The sequence below is a fragment of the Flavobacterium sp. CG_9.1 genome (genome assembly GCF_015751645.1).
In the GTDB taxonomy this organism is placed as follows: Bacteria; Bacteroidota; Bacteroidia; order Flavobacteriales; family Flavobacteriaceae; genus Flavobacterium; species Flavobacterium xanthum.
Genome location: NZ_JADOVC010000038.1, coordinates 1 through 21,643, shown reverse-complemented (window position 1 = coordinate 21,643; position 21,643 = coordinate 1). Strand labels below are relative to the sequence as shown.

Annotated in this window: 17 protein-coding genes; 3 read left to right on the top strand and 14 right to left on the bottom strand. The window is 33.5% G+C overall.

All coding sequences use genetic code 11. From position 1 onward, the window contains the following. Positions 1 to 262: 262 nt before the first annotated feature. The 12 genes from IWX83_RS15460 to IWX83_RS15405 all read right to left on the bottom strand — a co-directional run bounded on the left by IWX83_RS15460 (position 263) and on the right by IWX83_RS15405 (position 15,937). Positions 263 to 1,459: a GIY-YIG nuclease family protein gene (locus IWX83_RS15460; RefSeq protein ID WP_231380065.1), complete on the bottom strand. Its 1,197-nt coding sequence runs from the start codon at positions 1,457 to 1,459 to the stop codon at positions 263 to 265. Further along, complete coding sequence (locus tag IWX83_RS15455) at positions 1,446 to 3,386, bottom strand: DEAD/DEAH box helicase (RefSeq protein ID WP_196831033.1); 1,941 nt, start codon at positions 3,384 to 3,386, stop codon at positions 1,446 to 1,448. Before IWX83_RS15455 ends, IWX83_RS15460 begins: the two co-directional genes overlap by 14 nt. 275 nt (positions 3,387 to 3,661) lie before the next feature. Next, positions 3,662 to 5,311 (bottom strand): RNA-binding domain-containing protein, encoded by a 1,650-nt coding sequence (locus tag IWX83_RS15450; protein ID WP_196831030.1) that lies wholly within the window; start codon positions 5,309 to 5,311, stop codon positions 3,662 to 3,664. A 1-nt stretch (position 5,312) separates the two neighbouring features. Then, entirely contained in the window at positions 5,313 to 6,143 is an 831-nt protein-coding gene (locus IWX83_RS15445) for a BRO family protein (RefSeq protein WP_196831028.1), read from the bottom strand. Positions 6,144 to 6,204: 61 nt separating this feature from the next. Next, a complete protein-coding gene (locus IWX83_RS15440) occupies positions 6,205 to 6,432 on the bottom strand; it encodes a hypothetical protein (protein ID WP_196831026.1) in 228 nt (75 codons plus the stop codon). 41 nt (positions 6,433 to 6,473) lie between these two features. Continuing rightward, positions 6,474 to 7,340, bottom strand: coding sequence for a hypothetical protein (locus tag IWX83_RS15435; protein WP_196831024.1), 867 nt, complete (start codon positions 7,338 to 7,340; stop codon positions 6,474 to 6,476). Continuing rightward, positions 7,337 to 10,039: a DNA methyltransferase gene (locus IWX83_RS15430; protein WP_196831022.1), complete on the bottom strand. Its 2,703-nt coding sequence runs from the start codon at positions 10,037 to 10,039 to the stop codon at positions 7,337 to 7,339. Before IWX83_RS15430 ends, IWX83_RS15435 begins: the two co-directional genes overlap by 4 nt. A gap of 389 nt (positions 10,040 to 10,428) precedes the next feature. Then, positions 10,429 to 11,058, bottom strand: coding sequence for a hypothetical protein (locus IWX83_RS15425; RefSeq protein ID WP_196831020.1), 630 nt, complete (start codon positions 11,056 to 11,058; stop codon positions 10,429 to 10,431). Between the two features lie 201 nt (positions 11,059 to 11,259). Further along, positions 11,260 to 11,883: an ATPase gene (locus IWX83_RS15420; protein WP_196831061.1), complete on the bottom strand. Its 624-nt coding sequence runs from the start codon at positions 11,881 to 11,883 to the stop codon at positions 11,260 to 11,262. A 199-nt stretch (positions 11,884 to 12,082) separates the two neighbouring features. After that, complete coding sequence (locus tag IWX83_RS15415) at positions 12,083 to 13,024, bottom strand: transcriptional regulator (RefSeq protein WP_196831018.1); 942 nt, start codon at positions 13,022 to 13,024, stop codon at positions 12,083 to 12,085. Positions 13,025 to 13,103: 79 nt separating this feature from the next. Then, the gene (locus tag IWX83_RS15410; protein ID WP_066076127.1) at positions 13,104 to 13,391 is read right to left on the bottom strand and encodes a helix-turn-helix domain-containing protein; all 288 of its coding nucleotides are present in this window, start codon (positions 13,389 to 13,391) and stop codon (positions 13,104 to 13,106) included. An 884-nt stretch (positions 13,392 to 14,275) separates the two neighbouring features. After that, complete coding sequence (locus IWX83_RS15405; protein WP_196831016.1) at positions 14,276 to 15,937, bottom strand: AraC family transcriptional regulator; 1,662 nt, start codon at positions 15,935 to 15,937, stop codon at positions 14,276 to 14,278. Between the two features lie 372 nt (positions 15,938 to 16,309). On the opposite strand from IWX83_RS15405, the gene IWX83_RS15400 reads away from it, so the two are divergent. Beyond that, positions 16,310 to 16,951 (top strand): hypothetical protein, encoded by a 642-nt coding sequence (locus IWX83_RS15400; protein WP_196831013.1) that lies wholly within the window; start codon positions 16,310 to 16,312, stop codon positions 16,949 to 16,951. 569 nt (positions 16,952 to 17,520) lie between these two features. On the opposite strand, the gene IWX83_RS15395 is transcribed toward IWX83_RS15400, so the two are convergent. Then, positions 17,521 to 17,694 carry a hypothetical protein gene (locus IWX83_RS15395; RefSeq protein WP_196831011.1) on the bottom strand — a complete coding sequence of 58 codons (174 nt, stop codon included), beginning with the start codon at positions 17,692 to 17,694 and terminating at the stop codon, positions 17,521 to 17,523. Positions 17,695 to 18,561: 867 nt separating this feature from the next. Here IWX83_RS15395 and IWX83_RS17330 point away from each other — a divergent pair. Continuing rightward, complete coding sequence (locus IWX83_RS17330; RefSeq protein ID WP_231380063.1) at positions 18,562 to 18,861, top strand: transposase; 300 nt, start codon at positions 18,562 to 18,564, stop codon at positions 18,859 to 18,861. Next, complete coding sequence (locus IWX83_RS15390; RefSeq protein WP_370568441.1) at positions 18,753 to 19,736, top strand: IS3 family transposase; 984 nt, start codon at positions 18,753 to 18,755, stop codon at positions 19,734 to 19,736. Before IWX83_RS17330 ends, IWX83_RS15390 begins: the two co-directional genes overlap by 109 nt. Before the next feature lie 590 nt (positions 19,737 to 20,326). On the opposite strand, the gene IWX83_RS15385 is transcribed toward IWX83_RS15390, so the two are convergent. After that, the gene (locus IWX83_RS15385; protein ID WP_196831009.1) at positions 20,327 to 21,172 is read right to left on the bottom strand and encodes an RteC domain-containing protein; all 846 of its coding nucleotides are present in this window, start codon (positions 21,170 to 21,172) and stop codon (positions 20,327 to 20,329) included. Positions 21,173 to 21,643 lie beyond the last annotated feature (471 nt).

The following is a 21,643-nucleotide window of genomic DNA, read 5'->3' as shown; positions in this document are numbered from 1 at the left end:
AGGACGATGTTTCCCATCTTGCCTATACGCAATACTCTATCGTATATATTGAATCCTTTTAATCATTGTTGTGTACTCGATTTAATTACTTTTAATTAAAGACAAAATAGAAAGACATCTTTTTAATGGGGTTTTGCTAGGTATTAATTAATCCCATCAATAAACTTTTATTCTAAAACGATGATTGTGCTAGTTATCCTTTTACTGATGGTGTCACGATGCAGTATATATGATTGTTTGTCAAATGTGATACTAATTAATATCAAATTTCAATTATTACCATGTTTTTCTCATCATACCTATGTTTCACAACCTCCCCACTAATAATTAATTCAATAGCTTGCTCAATAACATCAATCGGTGCTATGAACCATTCTCTCGGGAGGTACCTTCTTTTTTTGTCATCAAAAACATCAATATTAAGGCAGGATTTTCCGAAGAAATTATGAAGTAATTGCTCTAGTTTCTGCGGATTCATATTGTAACATTTCCAAGAAGTAATGATTTTTACGGGAGCCATTAAATAGGTTGGATCCTTTTGTGCATTTTTGATTCTTTCTTCAACGGCATCTTTAGAATACCCAATCTTGTACAAATTATCGATTGCAATAATTCTTTCGTCTTTGCTTTTTGAACGTAGCACATAAATATATCCTGCTGCTGCATCTTCATCGGTTATATTGCTAAATCTTTCAATGAAGTTTTCGTTTACTTTATCCCTATTTTGTGTTACCACTTTACCATTGGAATATAGGATTTTGGCCGCGGATCGATACAACATATTTGATTCGGTACCATTTTCGAAAATACATCTTGTTCTACCGTCTTTTCGTAAACGTTTGCCTTCTACGTAGGTTTCTTCTTGGGTCAAATTGATGTTTTCTAATAACATTAAAACGCCATTGTGGACATAAAAATCGCCTTCTCTTAAATTATCTTCCTTGAAATCAACCAGCTTTCTTTTTCCATCTTTTAAATCCTTTTGAATATCCTTGAAAAGTATTTCGTATTTATCAAAATCCTTACAGGGCTTTCTTCTTGCTACAAGATCAGATGGAGCTCTTTCATAGTCTTTTGGTGTATGTTTAAAATCAAATAAATCGGAATCATCGTCTAACAAATCAAAGGTGTCATCATTAAAAATATCATCGATTGAATTAATTTGCTTTGCTTCAAAGTTCAATAAACCATGAATGTCGTGCTCCTCTAAAGATTGCATCTTTTCTATATCTGACCTAATGCTTTTTAATCTTGAATAGAGCTGAAATTCTGATATATTACCCGGATTGGGTTGTGGCTCTTTATTGTATTTTGCAAAGAAATCATTTACCTCACCAAATGAAGCCGATAGTCGTTCGTCCGCATTTCGTGCACTTGAAACTTTAGGTTTGACATTTAGAATATCAAATTGATCGTTTGCAAAAATGTCTTCTAGGGTTTGAAATTTATCCATTTGCATTGGCCATTCGTTTTCTTTTTTCTTCTTTCAAATAAATAATACATTCTGCCATTCTTCGTTCTAATGGGTCGTTGGCAGTTAGAGTCGGTTCTTTGTTATACATTTTTTTGAACTCAATGATTTTTGGCCATAAAATTTTGGCTTCTTCAAAGTCCATTTTTATTCTTGTCGCTTCAATAGTATCTTGAATCACTTTCAACACTTTTGTAGTCACTGATTTTGAAAGTATTTCGAAAGCTTTCTGGAATGGATTAATCGTATCAATCAGGTCGATATGTAAATCTTCTATGTTTACAAATTTATCCGCCATCCTGATAAAGCGTTGGTCTCCGACTTCTTTTATTTCGCCCGATTTTATAACTGAATCGACTACAACATATTGGCGAATTTCTTCAATTTCTTCGTCTGTTAATTCGGGGTATTTAATTCTAATGATTTTCGGAATCAACACTTTATTGATTACTTCGGGATCTATGTTTCCCGGCATCGCTTTAAGCATGGCATCGTCTTGTAAAATAGATGCTTTTAGATCATTTAAATCAGATTCTACAATATCCTTTATTCTCTTTGAACTCGGCGCTTTAAATCCTCTTATTTTTATTTCACCAGGTTTAGCTTCTTCATCATCATTATCCAATCTTGTTTTGAATTTAAAGTTGGGCGCTAATACTTGTTCCATCAGTAAGGATGCTGTAATAGCTTTAAGCATATTATTTGTAGCCACTTTTACATCATCCTGGATAGCTTCTGGGCTGGCAATAAGATTGGTGAATTGAGCGTGTGTTTTATTGTTACTATCACGGGTACAACGACCTATAATTTGAATAATTTCTGTTAATGAACCTCGATATCCCACCGTTAAAGCGTGCTCACAAAAGGGCCAATCAAAACCCTCTTTTGCCATGCCTATGGCGATGATTAAATCCATGTCATCTACGGATTTAACATTTCTTAAATAGTTTACAATTTTGTCTCTTTCTCTTGAACTATCTTCCACTAGATCAGCTACCTTCAATATTTTGCCATCGCTGTGACGTTTGATATGAATTACACCGGTGTCGGAATCTTGTTTGATCACATCCCCAATAGCATCTAAAATAAAATTGACTTCATTGTGTTTGTCTTTAGTGGATTCTCCTGAATTTACATTTGGAATATGGAGTATTGTTTTTTTGTCGGTATCCAGAATATCGAGTATTGCCGATGTGTATTTGCCTGTATAGAAATGATAACCAATTCCTAATGATTTCAGAAAGTTATACCCGTTTAATTGTTCGTAGTAATTGTAAGTTACTTTAGTGAACTTGGCTTCGTTTTCGGGCGTAAGAATAGGCACAGAATCCCCTCTGAAATAAGAACCTGTCATAGCCACAATATGAGCCGTAGATTTGTTCATTATCGATTTTAATAATTCGCCTAAACGATTATTTGCATCGGCTGAAACGTGGTGGAATTCATCGATTGCTAAAAGTGTATTATTGAATTTTGCTTCGTCCAATTCCTCACAGGCAAAACGTAAAGTGGCGTGTGTACAAATTAATAATTTTTCATCGCTATCCATAAATTTATGGAATGCTTTTACTTTACTGCTGCTGCCTTCCTCTCCGGGAGTACAAAGATTGTAGATGTCGTTTGGTTCCCAGTTGGCAAAAAAGCCATCTTTCTTTAAGTCAGTTTTAGAAAATGAACTACCAATAGAACGCTCTGGAACTGCTACAATCACTTTCTTGATGCCCTGATTTACTAATTTGTCTAAAGCCAAGAACATCAAGGCACGGGATTTTCCCGAAGCCGGTGGTGCTTTTAATAATAAATACTGTGCATCACGTGATTCAAAAGCACGGGTTTGCATTTCTCGCATTCCCATCATATTGATTTTTGTACTATTTCCTGTTTTGTGGTAGTTTACATTTACTATATCTGGCATATTTTGTGTCTTTTTGCTTTATGTACTAATGTCTAAAAATGGCTGACTGTACCGTTTTAGTTGTTTTTTTATTTTCATTAATCACCATTTTTAATGGTGGTTATGTCCGATTTCGTCTAAAATTTCGTCTAAAAATTTCGTTTTAGAGCGGCTTTTAGACATTGCCATTTTGTATTCGTTTATTTAATAAAACTCATCTTGGTTTTGTTCTGCTACCAAATATTGATAATTTTAATTTTTACCGTCTAAATAGACGTCTAAAACCGTCTAAATTATTATTGCTTTAGACGCCAATAAGTATTGTCCAAGACTATTGTTTCTTCCCGTTTCATCGCCTGCAATAGATTTTTCACCTTGTCTTTCTTTTGTTTTGGCGATAGAAGATTTGGAAGTTTACCGTCTAATAAGTTTTCAAAATCAGAGCGTAAACCACCTTTAAACTTTATAATATAATCTTTTATTAACTTCTTACAATAATCGTCTTCTATTCCTTTTAACTTTATATATTCTGTTTCCATTCCTGTTGCAGAAGCTACTGAAGAAGATATGTGAAAATGTGGTTTTCTGCCCTCAATAATACCTTTTTTCTTTAAGAGTTTTGCTGCTTCCTCATTTATCTCTAGATCTTTCTGCACTTTGTCTAAAAGTATTACTTCGGTTAGACTTAAATCATCTTTTTTCTCAATCAGCAGTTTAGAATAATTTTCATCTATTGTATGTCCATAAATTTCCAGAACGACAGCATCCCTTGTGGATTTTGTATAATCAGGTAAAGGGAAATATCTTTTGCGTTGGCTTTTGTACATTTTATGAATACCATACCCTAAACTGTCTATCATATTAAGATCTACCATCGCTTCAGCCAACCATTTATTACGGTATTTTTTCGGAGTTTTGTCTCCGGCGGAATACTCTTCAGCTGTGCCTTCAAAAAAACTACCTTCGCTGCTGAAAATTAATTTATTAATTTGTTCGGTTAATAAAATACGAGCGTGTCTGCTGTAATCTTGGTGTGCAATACAGTTGTTTAATGCCTCTAATATTACTTCGCTGTCATATTTCATTACCTCTGTGGCCACCAATTGATTGTCAGGAAAGAATTTATATTTTACATTTCTGATTTTGGATAAAATAGCATTAACTTCAGAAAAAAAAGGCATATTAAAGTGCTCGTATGCTTTTTCTTCGGTATCGAGTTTCCAAGTGATTTGCGCCACCGCAGGTGAAATAAAATGAGCAGTTTCAGGCTTTCCTAATAATATAATAGCAGTATTGGTAATTTTACCATCAATGGTGATTTTTAGTTTATCAAGAAATATTTTATCACTCCAATTATCAATTTCATCATAGAAAGAAGCATTGGTATTTTTTTCCTTATATTTTTCTCTAGCTAGTTGGATTGATTTTAGATCTAAATTATCGAGAGTTGCTTTCTCGACAATTTGTGCAGACCAATCTGTTTGTGAGTTATAAATGGCTCTTAAAAAATGGGGATATTTTTTTAAATCAGTCAAGCTACTATCAAAGCGGATGTAAGGATAGTTTTTGAAATTGGTAGGTTCGCCTGTTGCAGCAGGAATTCTAAAAATTTCTAAATGGTTTGTCTCATAATCACAAATGAAATGGTCAAATTTTATGGAAGGACTTAAAAACCGTCTAATCCACAATTCCAATTCCTCGTTTCCTTCTTTACGATTTTTGAATTTATAATTGGTGCCTTCCACACTATGGGTAGCATCATTGATTCCAAAGACTAAATACGCAAAAGATTGATTTGCAATACAAGCAGCATTAGACAAACCCGATATATATTGACCAAGTTTATCGTTTGTTGTTACGTTACCTGTTTTGAATTCTACCCATTCGTTTTCTTTGGGTAAAGCGCTCAATTCGTCTATTAATTTGATTAAATCTTGATTAGTCATTTTATTTCAAGTTTTTATTTTCTTTTACAGGTGGCAAAAAGTTTTCGCCTGTAACTATACTTTTACCTGTTTTGTCTTCTAATTCCAGACGAGCATTTTTTGCAACTGCACCACCTTTTTTCCCTGCTTTTGCATTTTCAAATACGCCTTTTGCTTCATCATTCTCGGCAATTTGTCGGGTAGAAAGCTCGGCAAGAGCAGTAAAGATTAGTTCGGCTTCACTCATGTGATCCCGTAAATTTTGCGTCTTTAATCCTTTTACTTCTTTGTGTTTTTTTACTGATAATCCTGTCCATTCTTGATGAATAATATTGGTTAGGATTGCAAAGTCTTTCTTTTCTTCAACACCGGCTTCTTTCCAATAATCAGTAAGTTTGTTTCGAGTCTCTTGACCCATCATGCGTTGCTGGATCCATTTTTCGCTTCGTCCGTGTTGCTGCCAGTTTTCTCTGGCTCGTTCTATGCTTTGTGCGGGGTCTTGTATTTCCTGAATTCTTTCATAGCCCACTTTGGCTAGCCATTGTTTGAAGGGTTCTGCTTTGGGCGATGGTATGGATTGTATTATTCTCAATATATCTTTGACGTTGCCCCCCAATATCTTCCTTTTTTTTCCATTAGTTATCATTGCTACCTGGGGACAATTTGTCCCTAGGTAGACTCCTAATTCAGAATCTCTTTTTCTTATTTTCTTTAAATAATCCGTCGGACTTGATGAATCCGTTAACGCTTCAACTATATCCACAACCGAAAAAAACCACGTTTCTGTTTCTTCAACATAAACTCTTCTAATCTCTTTATTTTCAAAAATAGCTAACGTTTTATTATTCTCCATCTGGTATTGCTTTTTAGTATTCGTTCTTTTTCTTTGATTTCGATTATTCAAACGTACGTTTTTATCGTACACTACATTTTTGATCTATTTTGAACTGTCGACAAATTGTCGACAGTTCAATACCATCACTAGATTTTACTCGTTTTTTCATTTTAAACCAGTAGTCACGAGGATTGACACTCTCTGTCAACACTGTCACAACATCTATGACCGAAAAATACCATTGCTCTTCTATTTCGTCCCAATGGGTTCGAATTTCTTTGCTTTCAAATAACTTGATATTGTTCATAACTATTTATTTTTAGATAGGGACAAGGTTTCCCCAGATAACTATTTTACTTTCTTGCTTTCTGCTCTATTACTAATTCTTATAACAGCGTGTAATGTAGCTAGATAATAATAAAATATCCAACTATACCAAATCGGTTTGTCATAATTATTTTTTTGGTCAATGTTGTGGTGTCTTATCCCAAACCTATTAGCAATATTAAAAATATCATTTTCATCATTTTTGTCCAAATACTTTTTAATGTCAGGTCTAACAAATTCTAGAACGTCAGCCAATTCTCTTATAGCTTCTTTTCTATCGTCTAATGTAGATTTAGCTTTCCTAAACTTTAGAATTGCTGCCTTTATCTTATTAGAAATATTAACTGTATCATCTGTTGGAATTTCTGCTTCAAATAAATTAGATAGGCCATTGTCAGATAAAATTAGAACCTCTCCATTCTCTGAAATTTCAAATCCGTCTTTATAGTCGCCTAAAATAGTATTCATCGTTTCTCTGAGATGTTTCTGTCCTTCCAAATCATCATAAGATTGATAATGGAATCTGTAGCACCCTCCTCCCCAACTATTATCATCGTGATAATTTCCTTCTAGACCTTTTGAACAATGATCGTATAAGAATTCTAAAACGTCAAAAAAATCTTCTTCTGTATAGTCTTTAAGTTTCGTTTCAACTGGAAATAAATTTTCCTTTCTAATATTAAGAAAAACGTAGTCGTCAAAGTGTTCGCTTATTTGTCCTCTTTGGAAGCCGTCAGAGCATTCAAAACCAAAATATTTTTGAAAATAACCCTCTTTTTCAAGAATATTATAATTGCTCAAAAAAAGTTTCTTTACCATTTCAAAATCAATTTTTCCATCAGAACCAAGCTTTTCAGTTCGGACAGAATAATACTCTCTTTTTATCATTTTTTCACTTTTTTCTCCTTCGCAAATAAAGTATCCTTTTCTTTTTCCTCCACAATCATTTTTTCATAGAGCTTGAACAAATACTCTAATCGCTCTTCATCGCTATCAAAAGGTTTGGAGCGGTAACAACGTTCCACTGCTAAATCATTCAATCGATGTGCTTCACGCAAACCCGCAGGCATTTTCTCTGGATCATACAATTGCGCTAAGGTTTTCTCGGAATGATTTTCTCGTTCTTCCAGAATTCTAAAAACACATTGTTCTAATTCTTCTTTTTGGGTTGAGTTGATTGAAGGGAATGGGAAGGTATTATAGCATAAAGTATTTGAGTATTGCATATCCATTTTTAATCTTCCTGCAACTGCTCTTACCCATTGAATATGAATTTTAGAAGATATTAATGAAAATAAATATGATTCTGCATTATATATTGCTCTTGCTGCATTTGAAATTATTGTTCCTGAGTTAAGAAAACCAATTGGAACATAATTTCTCTTTTCAGAACCTGTTTGAGGAATAATAATTGAATCCGCTTCAATGAATGTTGTTTCGTCAAATTGATGTGGAAATTCAGCTTTTTTTCGAGTGGCAGCTTTTGTACTTGCAATTCTTAATTCTCTACATTTTTCAAATCTTTTTAATAATGGTGGAATTGAATATGATAACTCTTTGTTTTGTTCTGTAACCCAAATGCAATATCTCTTTCCACCATTCATTAAATCATCAGCACCAATATAATCTTTTATAAAGAGTTTTGATTCTGGGTATTCTTTAAGTAAATTATTTTTTTCGTCTTCATTCAAAATAAGATTACCTCCATCTCCGGCCTTAATACCAGAGGTCATAGTTGGCAAAAAAGAAAGTTGTTTTTGTCTTTTTTCAACAATTATATTATGTCCATTACTTAAATAAGGATTTATATTTAATGAATTTATCTTTCTGATGTCAGTAAATATGTATTTTTCCGATTTATTATAAATATTCCGAATGCCAATAATTACAACTGAAACACCAGCATTTGCTTTTGCGTTGTTTTTCCATTTAAATGAAGTATGAGCAAAACCAATTTCTAAATTTTTATCAAAAATAGGAGGCCACAATAAAGCTACTTGTTCTCCTTGGCAAATAGAATTGGTAGAAACAAAAGCAAATTGTGCATTGTGATTTTGGATATAATTGGCTCCTTTTATAAACCAAGCGGCTATATAATCTAAATTCTTATAATTCTTAAATCCTTTAAAAACAAGAGTCATATCATCCTTTTGTTCTGCATTTTGCATACTACTTCCCAAATACGGAGGATTCCCCAAAATATAAATTTCATCATTCTCCTTTTTCGGGCAAACCATTTCCCAATCAACTCTTGTGGCGTTGCCGTGAACAACAGAACCTGTTTGTTCTAATGGCAAAGCAGGTTTGGTTCGTCCAAAGGCCTTGAAGAATTCTTGGTTCATTTGGTGTTCAGCCAACCAAAGCGAGAGTATGGCAATTTCGTGTGCAAAATCGTCTATCTCAATCCCATAAAAATGGTTTAAAGATATGCCAGAATATTGGGTGGTGTAGGTTTTATTTATTTGGTCTATTGCAGTAAAAATAAGCATTTCCAGTTTGCGTAATTCTTTGTAGGCAATAATCAGGAAGTTTCCGCTACCACAGGCAGGATCAAATATTTTGAGGTTCCAAATGCGTTTTAGCAATTCGTTTAGTTTCTTGATATTTGTTTTTGAGTTTTCTAATTCCGCATATAAATCATTCAAGAACAAAGGCTCAATAACTTTCATAATATTAGGCACCGAGGTGTAGTGCTGTCCTAAACTGCCTCGCTGATCTACCGAAATAACAGCCTGAAACATCGAGCCAAAAATATCGGGATTTATAGCAGCCCAATTTTGGTCACCACAATCCAAAACTGCTTGTCGGCTTCGACGAGTGAAAATTGGTGCTTTGTGTGGGGTCTTGAACAAACCTCCATTTACATAGGGGAAAGCATCTAAATATACAGGCAGTTCGACTCCGCTCACTGTTCTGTCGCTTGGAGCGGTATTCATTACTGCAAACACTTTGTCGAGATAGTCGCTTAAATCGCTACCATCTGTTTGGGTATGGTTTTGAATAGAATGAGTAAATAAGTTCTTTTCAAAAATCCCGGTATCTTCGGCAAAGTAGCAAAACAACAAGCGAGAAAGGAAAACATTTAAACCGTGAATGAATTCCTTTGAAATGTCAGGATTGTCTTTTTTGATTTCGTCAAAAAGCTTTGCCATTTTTTCGGCTGCTTTTACATCGGCTGGATTTTCATTTTGATGTGTTGCTTTTTCCATTCCTGCCCAGGGCAAAAAGAAATCGAAATGTTTTGGCAAGGCATTAAAATCAATATCTAAACTATCGGTTGTTTTAGTGTCAATTGCCAATAACGTTTTGAAATCAGTAACAATAACGAAACGCTGGTCTTGTTTGAGTGTACTTTTTATTTCAGAAATAACAAGATGCAAATCCTGATTGAAGACCGGTTTAAAAAACAGTTTTTTCTTCCAAGAAATTTCACCTTCTATTTTTGAAAGGTTCAGATTTCCTTTTTGCAACCGTGTTATGGAGGCTTTTGGTAAACCATAGGCTAAAAGCAATTCATAAATGAAAGTTTCTTGGGTATAGTCTAGTATAAGTTTTTGAAGATTTACTTCTATCTGGGCAATGTTCATAAAACTATTTTTTCTTAGAATTACTTCTATTAGTAGGGTGTCACTATGATTATTCGGTCGAATATCTTTACCGAAATCAATGGCTAATTTACATTGATGTGGTATTATTATGAAAAAGTAAAACTATAAATTTTTAAACTTATAACCTATTCAAATAATGAACAGCTTATTCCAGTGTTTATGAATTTCTAAACCACCTTTTAGAGTGAAATACAAAAATAAACTTTGTGATTTATTTTACTTTACGGTTTTCCACATTTTGATGCAATAGATAGCATATTTACGATCCGTTGATTCATTCGTTTTGTGATGGATTAGTCTATTTTTGTTCGTAAAATGTAAAATAAAGGTGATTTTACTGCGTAAGCAATACCCACTTTTAGTGCTATTCAATCTATTTTAAAGAAATCAAGATAGTATTGTAATTCATGTAGTTTAATCAGGCTGTGTTCTATATCTGGAAGTTGTGCGAGTTGGACAAAACTACTATTTTGGGATAATAACTCTTGTGTCATTTGGTCTTGTATAATTATACAAATGACTTGGGAAAGTGTTTTTGTATTACACAGTAAATTGTAGTTTTTTAGATAAATCCAGATTTCAAACTTTTGTGTTTCTTCGTCATGATCTAATGCTAAAAAATGGAGTTTTGCAGCTTTTAAAGTAATCTCTGGAATTATGTATGGCTTTTCTAGTTCTTCAATAACTTTATTGATTTGCTCAGTTGGCATCAGGAACGCAGTGAATTTCCACGTTCTCAGTCGTGGTGCATTGTCGATTAAAAGAACGACTTGTTGGAAATAGTTGGAATTTCCATTGGCTGTGATAATGAATTCGGCTTTGCTATTTTCTTTTTTTGGAAAGACAATTATAAAGTCAATTTCCCTGCAGTAGTAGTTGAGGTTTTTGTTTATCCAAAATGCGATATGCTTTTGATTTTTAGGAGTTTCATTGATAAGGTTTTTGATGGTTTGATTGTTATCTTGGAACCAGTTCCAGAAAGTGTTGATTTTTTTCATGGTTTGTTTTTTAGTTAATGATGGTTCTCGATACATTTTTTGTTCCGTTTCACTGCACAAAAAACACTCGAACTGACGGAGAAATTATGATGGTTCACGTTAGTGGTTTTTGATTCGTTGTTCTACAGGAAATACACTTCTCGAAACAAGTTCGGGATAAACCGAGCTGAAGGAAACTTCTATCCATTGCTTTCGATGATATTATCGTTTGTCTTTAGCGGTTTTGTCATAGGCAATTAAGTTTATCATTTGGCGTAATCGACTGCGGACTCGATTGCCGTAATGAGTTTCTATTTCGGACGCTGATAGGTTAGTGGTGATGTGGGTTTGTAGTTTTTTAGAAGTGAATAAATCATAGCGAGATAATAGTATTTCTGCCATTACATTGCATTCGTTGCCAAAGTATTTAAGATTATTTTCTGTGCCTAAATCATCGAAACAGATTGTTTTGGGCTCCGATACGTAGAGCTTTCCTTTGCTGTATTTATGGATAATCTCGTAGCCCTCTTGGATAAATTCGAAACTGATATCCCGACAGGGTTTTACATGAAATTTATGTTCTATAGGCGTGAGGTATTTCATAATATTCATTAGCGATGTTTTACCACAGCCCACTGGGCCGCTCAACATTATTCCTTTATTCAGGTTGATGTTAAATTGAAAACAAGTTTGTTGATCTTTCAGAAAATAGGCTATGAGTTTGTAGATTATGGGATGATCGCTTTCCAAGATTTTGAAATGATTTCCGTATAATTCCCCGCCTTTTTTTTCGAGCCAAAGTATTACTTGTTCGTAGTTGTATTGGGTCTTGATTTCTTGCATAATTTAATTTTTTCCTCACCCTAAATCCATCTCCGAAGGAGAGGGACTTTGAGCTGCTTCGTTTTTAAAATTACTTTTGGGTTGTCATAGAACTTATCCTTTCTAAAACTCAGATCGTGAGTATGGGTTAAATCGGTTCTCGATACAATTTTATAAAATAGCTTGTCGCAATTTTATAAAATCACTCGAACTGACGAACGGCTTACAAAGGCTCTGAATAGTCTTTGTCAATTGTTGTATTGAGGTGTTTTGCTCTATGGGGTTGATTTTGTTCATTTGAGTTAAATTTGTTTGCGTTTATCATCCAATTTTGTGCTGCGGCTTTCCACTCGACCATTGGGGTTTTTCCGCCTACTAGCCATCCATTGCTGGAGAAATAATTGAAGAATTTTTGTGCTTCGATTTCTGGGAAGATTTGTTCTAGGAAATATGTTTTGACTTCGTCGAAAGGTGGTGGTTCTTTACCGACTAATTCTTTTTTGCTTATTTTCTGTGTCGTTGAATCCGAAAAGGATTTCTTTTTTTCGCGCAACTTTTTTTCTTTCTTTTGCTGACCGCTTTCAGTTTGATTTTTATTGGTGTCAGCGAATGCCAAAGGCATTTCAGTATCTACTTTTTTAAAAAATGAATCGCCATCTTGAAAATTTTGTGCTTGCTCATTCCCGTTTACAATCTTTATAATGTTTTGATTGTTTGTATTATTTGTATTGTTTATATAAGGTACTAGCGCTTGTTCAGTGCCTGTACCACTACTAGTACAAGACTTGTTCACTAGTTGTTCATCAACTGGTTTAAAAACAGGTTCAGTATTTGAACTGGTGTTTCTTTCACTTTTGGGCATTGGTTTTAGTTCGTCAGCTAAATTAAATAGGTATACTTGGCTTCCTTTGAATGGATTATACGATGGCTCGTAATTGATGTAGCCCAAAGAATGCAAGTTTTTTAAGCATTTGTGATACGTTGCTTTGGAACTAATTTTGCTGATTCGCATCACCTCATCACGAGAAATACTGATGGGGTTTTTGAATCGATTGCAATTCCAGAATTGGAATAATGCAATGTATAAACTAACGTGTGTTGGATTGAGAATTTTGTCTTTTGATACTTTATCAAAAAACCCGGTTAAGTGTTTTATGTAGTTCATACGGAAGTAGTAAGATTGGAGTATTAAGTATTAAGACTTTTAGCGGGATAATGAGATTTTCTTGTCCCTCATAACAACATTATTTGAAGAGTGTGGGTAGCGCATTAACTTTGTTGCCGTTTAGTACTTTTTCAATATCAGAATTGTCGTAATACACTGTCCCACCAATTTTAGTATACGTTAAGGTTCCATTAATGCGAAGGTTTTGGAGCGTGCCAGGGGAGATGTTAAGAAGCTTTCTGACTTCTGTTGATTTTAACCATTTTTTGGATTGCTCATTTTTGCCTTTAAGTATTTCTTTAATATCTTCTAAAAGAGATTTGTGAAATTGATTTAGGTCTTCTTTGGTAAGGATTTCGATTGCCATAACTTGTGTTTTAAATTGTTATAATGCAAAAGTGTAGGTTTTGGATGTTTTTATATCACAAGTGGTTCACAAGTTGTGAAAGAAATAATGAGTTTTTATTTTTAATTGGCGGTGTTTATTGACTTCTTTTAATAAAATAACTATTTGGGTTTTATTTAATTTTTTCTTTTGCCTTGATGCAAAAGAAACAAAAAATCAAGCCTGAAAATAAAAAGCTTGAAAACTACCTCAAAGTTCCATTCCGCACCCCGAGCCGCTCGCCCTATGGGCTCAACTCGCGGAGTGCTGCCATTTCTCTTCTTCGTTGTTTTTCTATGCTTTTTATTTAAGGGCGAGGAAAAGTTGAAGTTTAGTTGGATTTTACTCTATAACTTGACTCTTAGATTACTCCCGCCGGCCAAAGTAAAAATCAGCACTGTGATTTTTTGGTATAAAATTATAAGGGCGTTTTTAAGAGTCTTGAATAGTTGGTAGTACATAGTTTTCTTTAAGAGATTCTTTTCTATTAGACCACTTGACTTTTATTGGTGCTCGCTAAATTCTAAATGTCAAGCCCGTAGTAGTCGTGCTGGACACTTCCTAAAGTGAACGGTAAAATCTTTACCATGATATGTAGTTTTAAAAATAAATAAGCCCGTTGGTTGTAATTAGTTTTTAGTCCTAATTTTCGTCAGTTTGAGTGATTTTAATTGGAAAATTGTTTCGGAAATAAGATAATTTTGAATTAAAAACGGTTCTCGATACATTTTTTGCTGCGTTTTACTCCACAAAAAACACTCGAACTGACGTTTTGAATAATTATACCTAAAGGGTTATATGAGTGATTAGAGCTGATTTTTTCTAGTATTTTTTTTGTGTATAAAAATCACAATAAAAAAATATTTTTAAGTGTTAACTGCTACTGATTTGTTTAATTCCGTACAGAAGTAGCTAGGGGATATGCCTGTACGGGTTTTAAATGCTCTTGTGAAATTTTGAGTAGAACCAAAGCCAGCTTCGTCTCCTAGTGCTTTGTTTTTGTAATTACGGTATTTATTGTCACTTTTAAGCAGTTCTATGATATGTTCAATCTTAAGATCAGTGATATATTCTATGATTCCTTTGTTACGGTATTTTGCAATTATTTTTGAAGCATATTTGGTATTTGTATTTAATAAAGAAGCCAATTTGAATAAATTCATCTCTTTTTCGAGATACTTTTTACTGAATTCGAATTTTTCCAATTTTTTTAGAATTGCAGCAACTACTTCGGGATTGATATCGAGTTCGGTTTCCTTACTTCCGTTTGCTACAAATAATTTGGATTTTTCCGGTTGGCGGTTCATCAGCTCTTTGAATAATTTTTTAGCTCTAAAATGTCTGTAAACAAGGAATGAAATTATTGATATCAAGACTGCTGTGGTACTAATGGCAATAACAGTTATGGAATTATTGGAGTTTTCTAAATTACGTTGCGTTTGAAGTAGTTTTTCGGTATCGTATACTTTCGTTATTTTTCCTGAAAGATATTTGTAATTGTGTTCTAATAATCGATCTATTTTTAAGAGTTGTCCTACGTAAAGTAAATGTGCTTTTTTATCATTTTTAGTTAGAGAATAATCAATTAGTAGTTCATAAGCCTCCCTTAATTCCGGACTTATGTAGTTTTGTTGTTGGAAAATTATATCTACTTTTTTGAAATAGAATACCGCTTTTTCTTTTTGATTTTGAGACCAATAATTTTTACCAATATAAAAATAAGCAAGAGTTTCATTGGCAAAATCTTTATTACTCTTAATATCCGGTAATGCCAACGATAATTTTTTTATAGCATCAACATAGTTGTGTTTAAAAGATTGGTTTATACCTTCAGAAAATAGAAAGTATGATTTCATTCTAAAAATTTCAAATTGAATTGACGCTTTTATTCCTATTTGATTTATTTGACTGCTTAATTGATATTTATTAACTCTGCTATAGCATTGACCCAATGAATATAATGAATTGACATAGGCATGATCATTTTGCTCTTTAAAATAAGTAACGCACTCTGTGAATAAAGCTATTGCTTCGTGATAAAATCCAAGATAATATTTAGTTAGCGCTTTGCAATATTTTAATTTGTAAATAAGATAATCGACGTTTGTTTTGGAAATATAATCCTCGGCGATGAGGTAATTATCCAATGCTTTCATCATCTCTTTATCATCATAATATACTATTCCTTTTGTCATGTAAGTGGATCCAATCAATTCAGCACTGTTTGTTCTTTTAGCAGCAGTAACCGAACTGTCAGCATATAGGTGTCGGAGTTTTTTATCGAATTTATAGATTAAGGATTTATAAGCGAGCGCCATTTGCGTATCGTTTCTTTCGGATTTGGCTTTAGCTAACCAAGCCTGTGCATATAAGCGCTCTTTTAAACTATCACTTTCCTTATAATTTATTTTTTCATTGAAATAGTCGCAACTTTTATTAGAGAGACTATCTGGAATTATAAACTTTTTTTGAGCGTTTAAGCTAGTAAAAAAACAAAATAATAGTAGGATTAAGTAGTTTTTTTTCATCTTCTAAAATGGGGATTACAGCGTTTTAAAAACAAAATAAAGGAGTTGGACCTGTATTTATCAGGAATAAATGTAGCTAAAAAACTTCAATATAAAGAATATTAACACTGAGAAACTCTAAATGTATTTTTTGAATGTTAAGTTGTTGATTATGTACAAATTGTTTATGAATTTACTGTTATCAATTCGGGAATTACACCTATTAAATTCCCGAATTGAACAGCAGTAGCGTTGTGTGTTACGGACTACACATTTAGTTTTGCCCTGAATTCAAATGGTTTTGTTATGAGCAAAATCACTACTGTTCCCATTACCCCGGGTGAAAAGAACTGATGAAAAAAGTAGTCAGTAACATTTAAAACATTTACAAAAATGAAAAAAGTATTTTTATTCCTAGCCATTTTAATGTGCTATTCCATTTCGTTTATCCTACAGTCTTGTAGTACCGATTCTTTATCTTCTCAGGAGAATTTGCCCACTGGTTTTGAAAAGGCGGAGCCGAATGCTACTAAAAATTCTAAAAGTAGAGTAGAAATCCCAGCCAACAGCGCTAATCCCTTTGATGATGAAGGACAAGCACTTTATAAACAAGGATCTTACCCCATTTTAAAAATCTCACAAAAAGGTATTGTAACCAGTAAAGTAAGGAGTAGTGATGCCAATTCTGTATCGTCAGGCAAAGTATTGCTTATTCTTTCGGATAGTTTGTCTGAAATAATTGTTAATTGGGATGTGTCAGTAGAAGCCAAATTAAGTTTTAGTCGGTTTATTAATTCCTTGCTGTTTCTTTCAAAAACGGAAGAACACTATGAAGTTCTATATGATTTTATAGTCGATTATGAAGCGAGTATTTTGACTAGTGAGACGTTTTCGGATAAGGATAAAGAAGTTATCCTAACTAATTCATCCGTTGTTCGGTATGAAACTTATGAAGAGTCAATAACACCTCCAAAGAATAAAGATCCTGATTGGACTATACTTTTTAGAGAAGTAAGTTCATCAAAAAAGTATTAGCTGTTGATTTGTAGCAGAAATTTTATTTTTAGATAAGTAGGTTAATAAGGTTGCCCAGATTGGGCAGCCTTTTTTTGCATTTGACTCTTTTAATTTAAGGGTGTGTTTGCGAATAGTGGATATTTAGTGAGAGTAGTTCTCATGAAAATATTCTTTTCTTTTGCCTTGATGCAAAAGAAACAAAAGATCAAGCCTGAAAATTAAAAACTCAAAAACTACCTCAAAACTCTGTTCCACAGCCCGAGCCGTTCGCCTTTCAGGCTCAACTTGCGGACTGTTGTCACTTCGTTTTTTCGTTGTCTTTAGACGTTTTTGATTTAAGGGCGGGTTTGCGAATAATGGATATTTAATGAGAGTAATTTTCATGAAGATGTTCTTTTCTTTTGACTTGATGCAAAAGAAATAAAAGATCAAGCCTAAAAATTAAAAACTTACGAAACCACTTCAAAACTCTGTTGCGCAGCCCGAGCCGTTCGCCTTTCAGGCTCAACTTGCGGACTGCTGCCATTCCGTTTTTCATTGTTTTTTAATGGTTTTAATTTAAGGGTGGGTTTGCTAATAGTAGATATTTAGTGAGAGTAGTTTTCATGAAAATATTCTTTTCTTTTACCTTGATGCAAAAGAAATAAAAGATCAAGCCTAAAAATTAAAAACTTACGAAACCACTTCAAAACTCTGTTGCGCAGCCCGAGCCGTTCGCCTTTCAGGCTCAACTTGCGGACTGCTGCCATTCCGTTTTTCATTGTTTTTTAACGGTTTTAATTTAAGGGTGGGTTTGCGAATAGTGGATATTTAATGAGAGTAATTTTCATGAAAATGTTCTTTTCTTTTGACTTGATGCAAAAGAAATAAAAGATCAAGCCTAAAAATTAAAAACTTACGAAACCATTTCAAAACTCTGTTGCGCAGCCCGAGCCGTTCGCCTTTCAGGCTCAAATTGCGGACTGCTGCCATTCCGTTTTTCATTGTTTTTTAACGTTTTTAATTTAAGGGTGGGTTTGCGAATAGTAGATATTTATTGAGAGTAGTTTTCATGAAAATATTCTTTTCTTTTACCTTAATGCAAAAGAAACAAAAGATCAAGCCTGAAAATTCAAAACTTAAAAACTGTCTTATGTAATTTACCTGACAGCCACTGGCTGTCCTCCTTTTAATTTCAAATGTTGTTTTTGACGTTTTTAATTTAAGGGCGGGTTTGCGAATAGTGGATATTTAGTGAGAGTAGTTTTCATGAAAATGTTCTTTTCTTTTGCCTTGATGCAAAAGAAACAAAAGATCAAGCCTGAAAATTAAAAACTCAAAAACTACCTCAAAACTCTTTTCCACAGCCCGAGCCGTTCGCCTTTAAGGCTCAACTTGCGGACTGTTGCCACTTCGTTTTTTCGTTGTTTTTAGACGTTTTTAATTTAAGGGCGGGTTTGCGAATAATGGATATTTAATGAGAGTAATTTTCATGAAGATGTTCTTTTCTTTTGACTTGATGCAAAAGAAATAAAAGATCAAGCCTAAAAATTAAAAACTTACGAAACCACTTCAAAACTCTGTTGCGCAGCCTGGATATACTAATTTAGCATGGAGACAGAGTTAAGAGAAAACCTTACTTTTAACATATGAAAACAGTCAGAAAAATTTATGACACTGCTTTTAAGACCAAAGCAGTTGAATTGAGTAATGAAAGATCAAACATTACTGAATTAGCCAGAGAACTAGGCATCGGAGTTGCTATGCTATACAAATGGCGCAAAGATTATGAGAAATTTGGTTCAGGGAGTTTCCCTGGAAAAGGGATTCTCAAACAAACATCAGATCAAAAAATCATAAGCGATTTAGAAGCAAAACTCAAAGATGCAGAACTCGAACGCGATATATTAAAAAAAGCAATAGGCATTTTTTCCAAGAGCGGTCGATGATATATGATTTCATAAAAAACAATGAAAAAATATTTCCGATTGAAAAAATGTGCCAGGTTTTAGTGGTAAGTTCCAGTGGGTTTTACAGATGGAAAAACAAAATTATTTCAAATAGAATTCATAGAATGAACCATATAAAAGAAAAAATAACTTCAATTTATTTTGAATCCAAACAGCGGTATGGTAGCCCCAGAATAACCATCGAATTACAAAGTTTAGGTTATGCAATTTCAAGAATAACTGTAGCAAAATACATGAAGCAAATGGGTTTAAGAAGTAAATTGAGTAAGAAATTTAAAGTATCTACTGATTCAAAACATAATTATTTGACAGTCGAAAATGTTTTAAACAGAGAATTTAAACCAACATTACCGTCAAAAGTTTGGGTATCAGATATTACTTATATCCATACAAAAGAAGGATTTTTATACCTAACAACAGTTATAGATTTATATGATAGAAAAATAATAGGCTGGAGTTTAAGTAGTATCATGAGTACTCAAGACACTATATTATCGGCTTGGCGAATGGCAACTCGAAACAGAACTGTGCATTCAGGATTAATATTTCATTCCGATAGAGGGGTTCAGTATGCTAATAATAAATTTGCAAATGTTCTGAATTCGTATAAAAAAATTACTCGAAGTATGTCCAGAAAAGGCAATTGTTGGGATAATGCTGTAGCAGAAAGTTTCTTTAAATCATTAAAAACCGAATTGATTTATGGTAACAAGCTCATTACTAAAGAACAAATGAAATTAGAAATCTTTGAGTACATCGAAATTTGGTATAATAAAAAAAGAAGGCACTCGGCCTTAAATTATAAAAACATTGACGAATTTAACAATCAATTTAATTACAAAAATGTCGCTTAACTTAATCTCCATTTTTTATTTGCATATCCAGCCCGAGCCGTTCGCCTTTCAGGCTCAACTTGCGGACTGCTGCCATTCCGTTTTTCATTGTTTTTTAACGTTTTTAATTTAAGGGTGGGTTTGCGAATAGTAGATATTTAGTGAGAGTAGTTTTCATGAAAATATTCTTTTCTTTTACCTTAATGCAAAAGAAACAAAAGATCAAGCCTGAAAATTCAAAACTTAAAAACTGTCTTTTGTAATTTACCTGACAGCCACTGGCTGTCCTCCTTTTAATTTCAAATGTTGTTTTTGACGTTATTAATTTAAGTGCGGGTTTAAGGGTACTGAATGGCGAGTGGTTTTCTTGAAGTTATTCTTTTCTTTTTTGCTTGATCAAAAAAGAAACAAAAAAATCAAGCCTGAAAATTCAAAACTCAAAAACTACTTCAAAACTCTGTTCCGCAGCCCGAGCCGTTCGCCTTTCAGGCTCAACTCGCGGACTGCTGCCACTCCGTTTTTTCATTGTTTTTTTACGTTTATAATTTAAGGGCGAATCTAAACAGGTGATTTTGGGATAAAAATAGTAGGGCGAGTGGGGAAAATTTATTTTAATTTTCGTCGGCGTTGTCCATGCGGGTGATGAGTTTGTTTTTGAGGGTATTTATGAATTTGGTTTTTTCCGTTTTTCTGTTTCGGATTTCGAGAAAAACGCGGTGGAATTGCCCTAAATCAATATCAAAAGCGGATTCGAAATAGCTTACGACTTCTTTTAGTCCCGATTTTCCATTATTAAAAACACCTTCTGTATGTAATGCGTAGATTATTTCAATTAATTCGACTTTGGAGCCTGTCCATTTTTGTTTTTTGGAAGGTAGATTAGTTGGCTGTAGCTGGTCGCTGTTATGCTCTATTTTTGCAATTTCTGATTCTAAGTAGGATTTAATTAAATCATTGGCCAGAATTTTTGCCAATTTATAGTCATGTGAAGTAGAAAAACGTTGGTCTGCCTGAAAGTAAAAACTATCGAGTGTCAGTTTAATATCGTATTTTCCTCTTATGAAATAGGTAGCATCGAGACATCGATTATTTGTACGGTAGTAGCGGTAAAATTCTTGATTTTCGTTGAAGAATATTTTTAATTTTGAGATTTCAGTAGTATAGTATTTGCGTACCGTTTTCTTCGAACCATAAGGTTTACTAGTTTCAATAGTATAGATTTCGTTGTAATAAATAAGTTTCGCTGCAAACTGCGGCTTGATATTCCTGAAAAATTCAATCTCTTCATTTTTATCTTTGAATTTGTATTTTACGCAATATGTTTTTAGTTTTTCTAAAATGGATATCGAAATCTTTATGGCCTCCTCCGCATATTGGACAGGCTCTTTCATTTCCAGATTTATTTTGTCTAACTGATGTTCTAATTCGGATAGGAGGGATTGAGAAAACAATTTCATTTTATGTTATTAAGGTTTGTCAATTGCACAGGTTTTAGTATTGGATACTTTGACAAATCTATTGGACTGATATCAAGGGTACAAATAGTCCTTTATTCAATTCCAGAATTGAATATTGAAATTCCCGAATTGCATAGTGGAAATTTGAGTGAAATATTGGATAACAACGCCTAATGAGCTAGAACAGCTTAATAAAAAGTATAGTCGTTTTTGATGATAATATTGAATCTGTTGCTATACAAATATTGAAGTAATTAAGGGGCTAAAATACGTTACAAACGCTTTAAATCGTTTTAAAAGGAAGGTAGTACTCGTTGTAAACGAGCACTAGACGGTACGAAGCCAGAAGACTTCGTACCGTATTCCATGTTTCAATGTATCCGCCCGACGAACCCCATATTTTTTAGATTAACCTAAGGTAGTAGTTTTGTTCTAAACAATTTAGACATGGACAAAAATGAATTTATGTTA

What these genes read in the sequence shown, in the direction of transcription:
- IWX83_RS15395 (WP_196831011.1), bottom strand. Translation starts at nt 17,694, where the DNA reads ATGAAAAACGGAATGGCAGCAGTCCGCAAGTTGAGCCTGAAAGGCGAA.
- IWX83_RS17330 (WP_231380063.1), top strand. Translation starts at nt 18,562, where the DNA reads ATGAAAACAGTCAGAAAAATTTATGACACTGCTTTTAAGACCAAAGCA.
- IWX83_RS15405 (WP_196831016.1), bottom strand. Translation starts at nt 15,937, where the DNA reads ATGAAAAAAAACTACTTAATCCTACTATTATTTTGTTTTTTTACTAGC.
- IWX83_RS15450 (WP_196831030.1), bottom strand. Translation starts at nt 5,311, where the DNA reads ATGACTAATCAAGATTTAATCAAATTAATAGACGAATTGAGCGCTTTA.
- IWX83_RS15400 (WP_196831013.1), top strand. Translation starts at nt 16,310, where the DNA reads ATGAAAAAAGTATTTTTATTCCTAGCCATTTTAATGTGCTATTCCATT.
- IWX83_RS15460 (WP_231380065.1), bottom strand. Translation starts at nt 1,459, where the DNA reads ATGCAAATGGATAAATTTCAAACCCTAGAAGACATTTTTGCAAACGAT.
- IWX83_RS15435 (WP_196831024.1), bottom strand. Translation starts at nt 7,340, where the DNA reads ATGATAAAAAGAGAGTATTATTCTGTCCGAACTGAAAAGCTTGGTTCT.
- IWX83_RS15415 (WP_196831018.1), bottom strand. Translation starts at nt 13,024, where the DNA reads ATGAACTACATAAAACACTTAACCGGGTTTTTTGATAAAGTATCAAAA.
- IWX83_RS15445 (WP_196831028.1), bottom strand. Translation starts at nt 6,143, where the DNA reads ATGGAGAATAATAAAACGTTAGCTATTTTTGAAAATAAAGAGATTAGA.
- IWX83_RS15385 (WP_196831009.1), bottom strand. Translation starts at nt 21,172, where the DNA reads ATGAAATTGTTTTCTCAATCCCTCCTATCCGAATTAGAACATCAGTTA.
- IWX83_RS15410 (WP_066076127.1), bottom strand. Translation starts at nt 13,391, where the DNA reads ATGGCAATCGAAATCCTTACCAAAGAAGACCTAAATCAATTTCACAAA.
- IWX83_RS15430 (WP_196831022.1), bottom strand. Translation starts at nt 10,039, where the DNA reads ATGAACATTGCCCAGATAGAAGTAAATCTTCAAAAACTTATACTAGAC.
- IWX83_RS15440 (WP_196831026.1), bottom strand. Translation starts at nt 6,432, where the DNA reads ATGAACAATATCAAGTTATTTGAAAGCAAAGAAATTCGAACCCATTGG.
- IWX83_RS15455 (WP_196831033.1), bottom strand. Translation starts at nt 3,386, where the DNA reads ATGCCAGATATAGTAAATGTAAACTACCACAAAACAGGAAATAGTACA.
- IWX83_RS15425 (WP_196831020.1), bottom strand. Translation starts at nt 11,058, where the DNA reads ATGAAAAAAATCAACACTTTCTGGAACTGGTTCCAAGATAACAATCAA.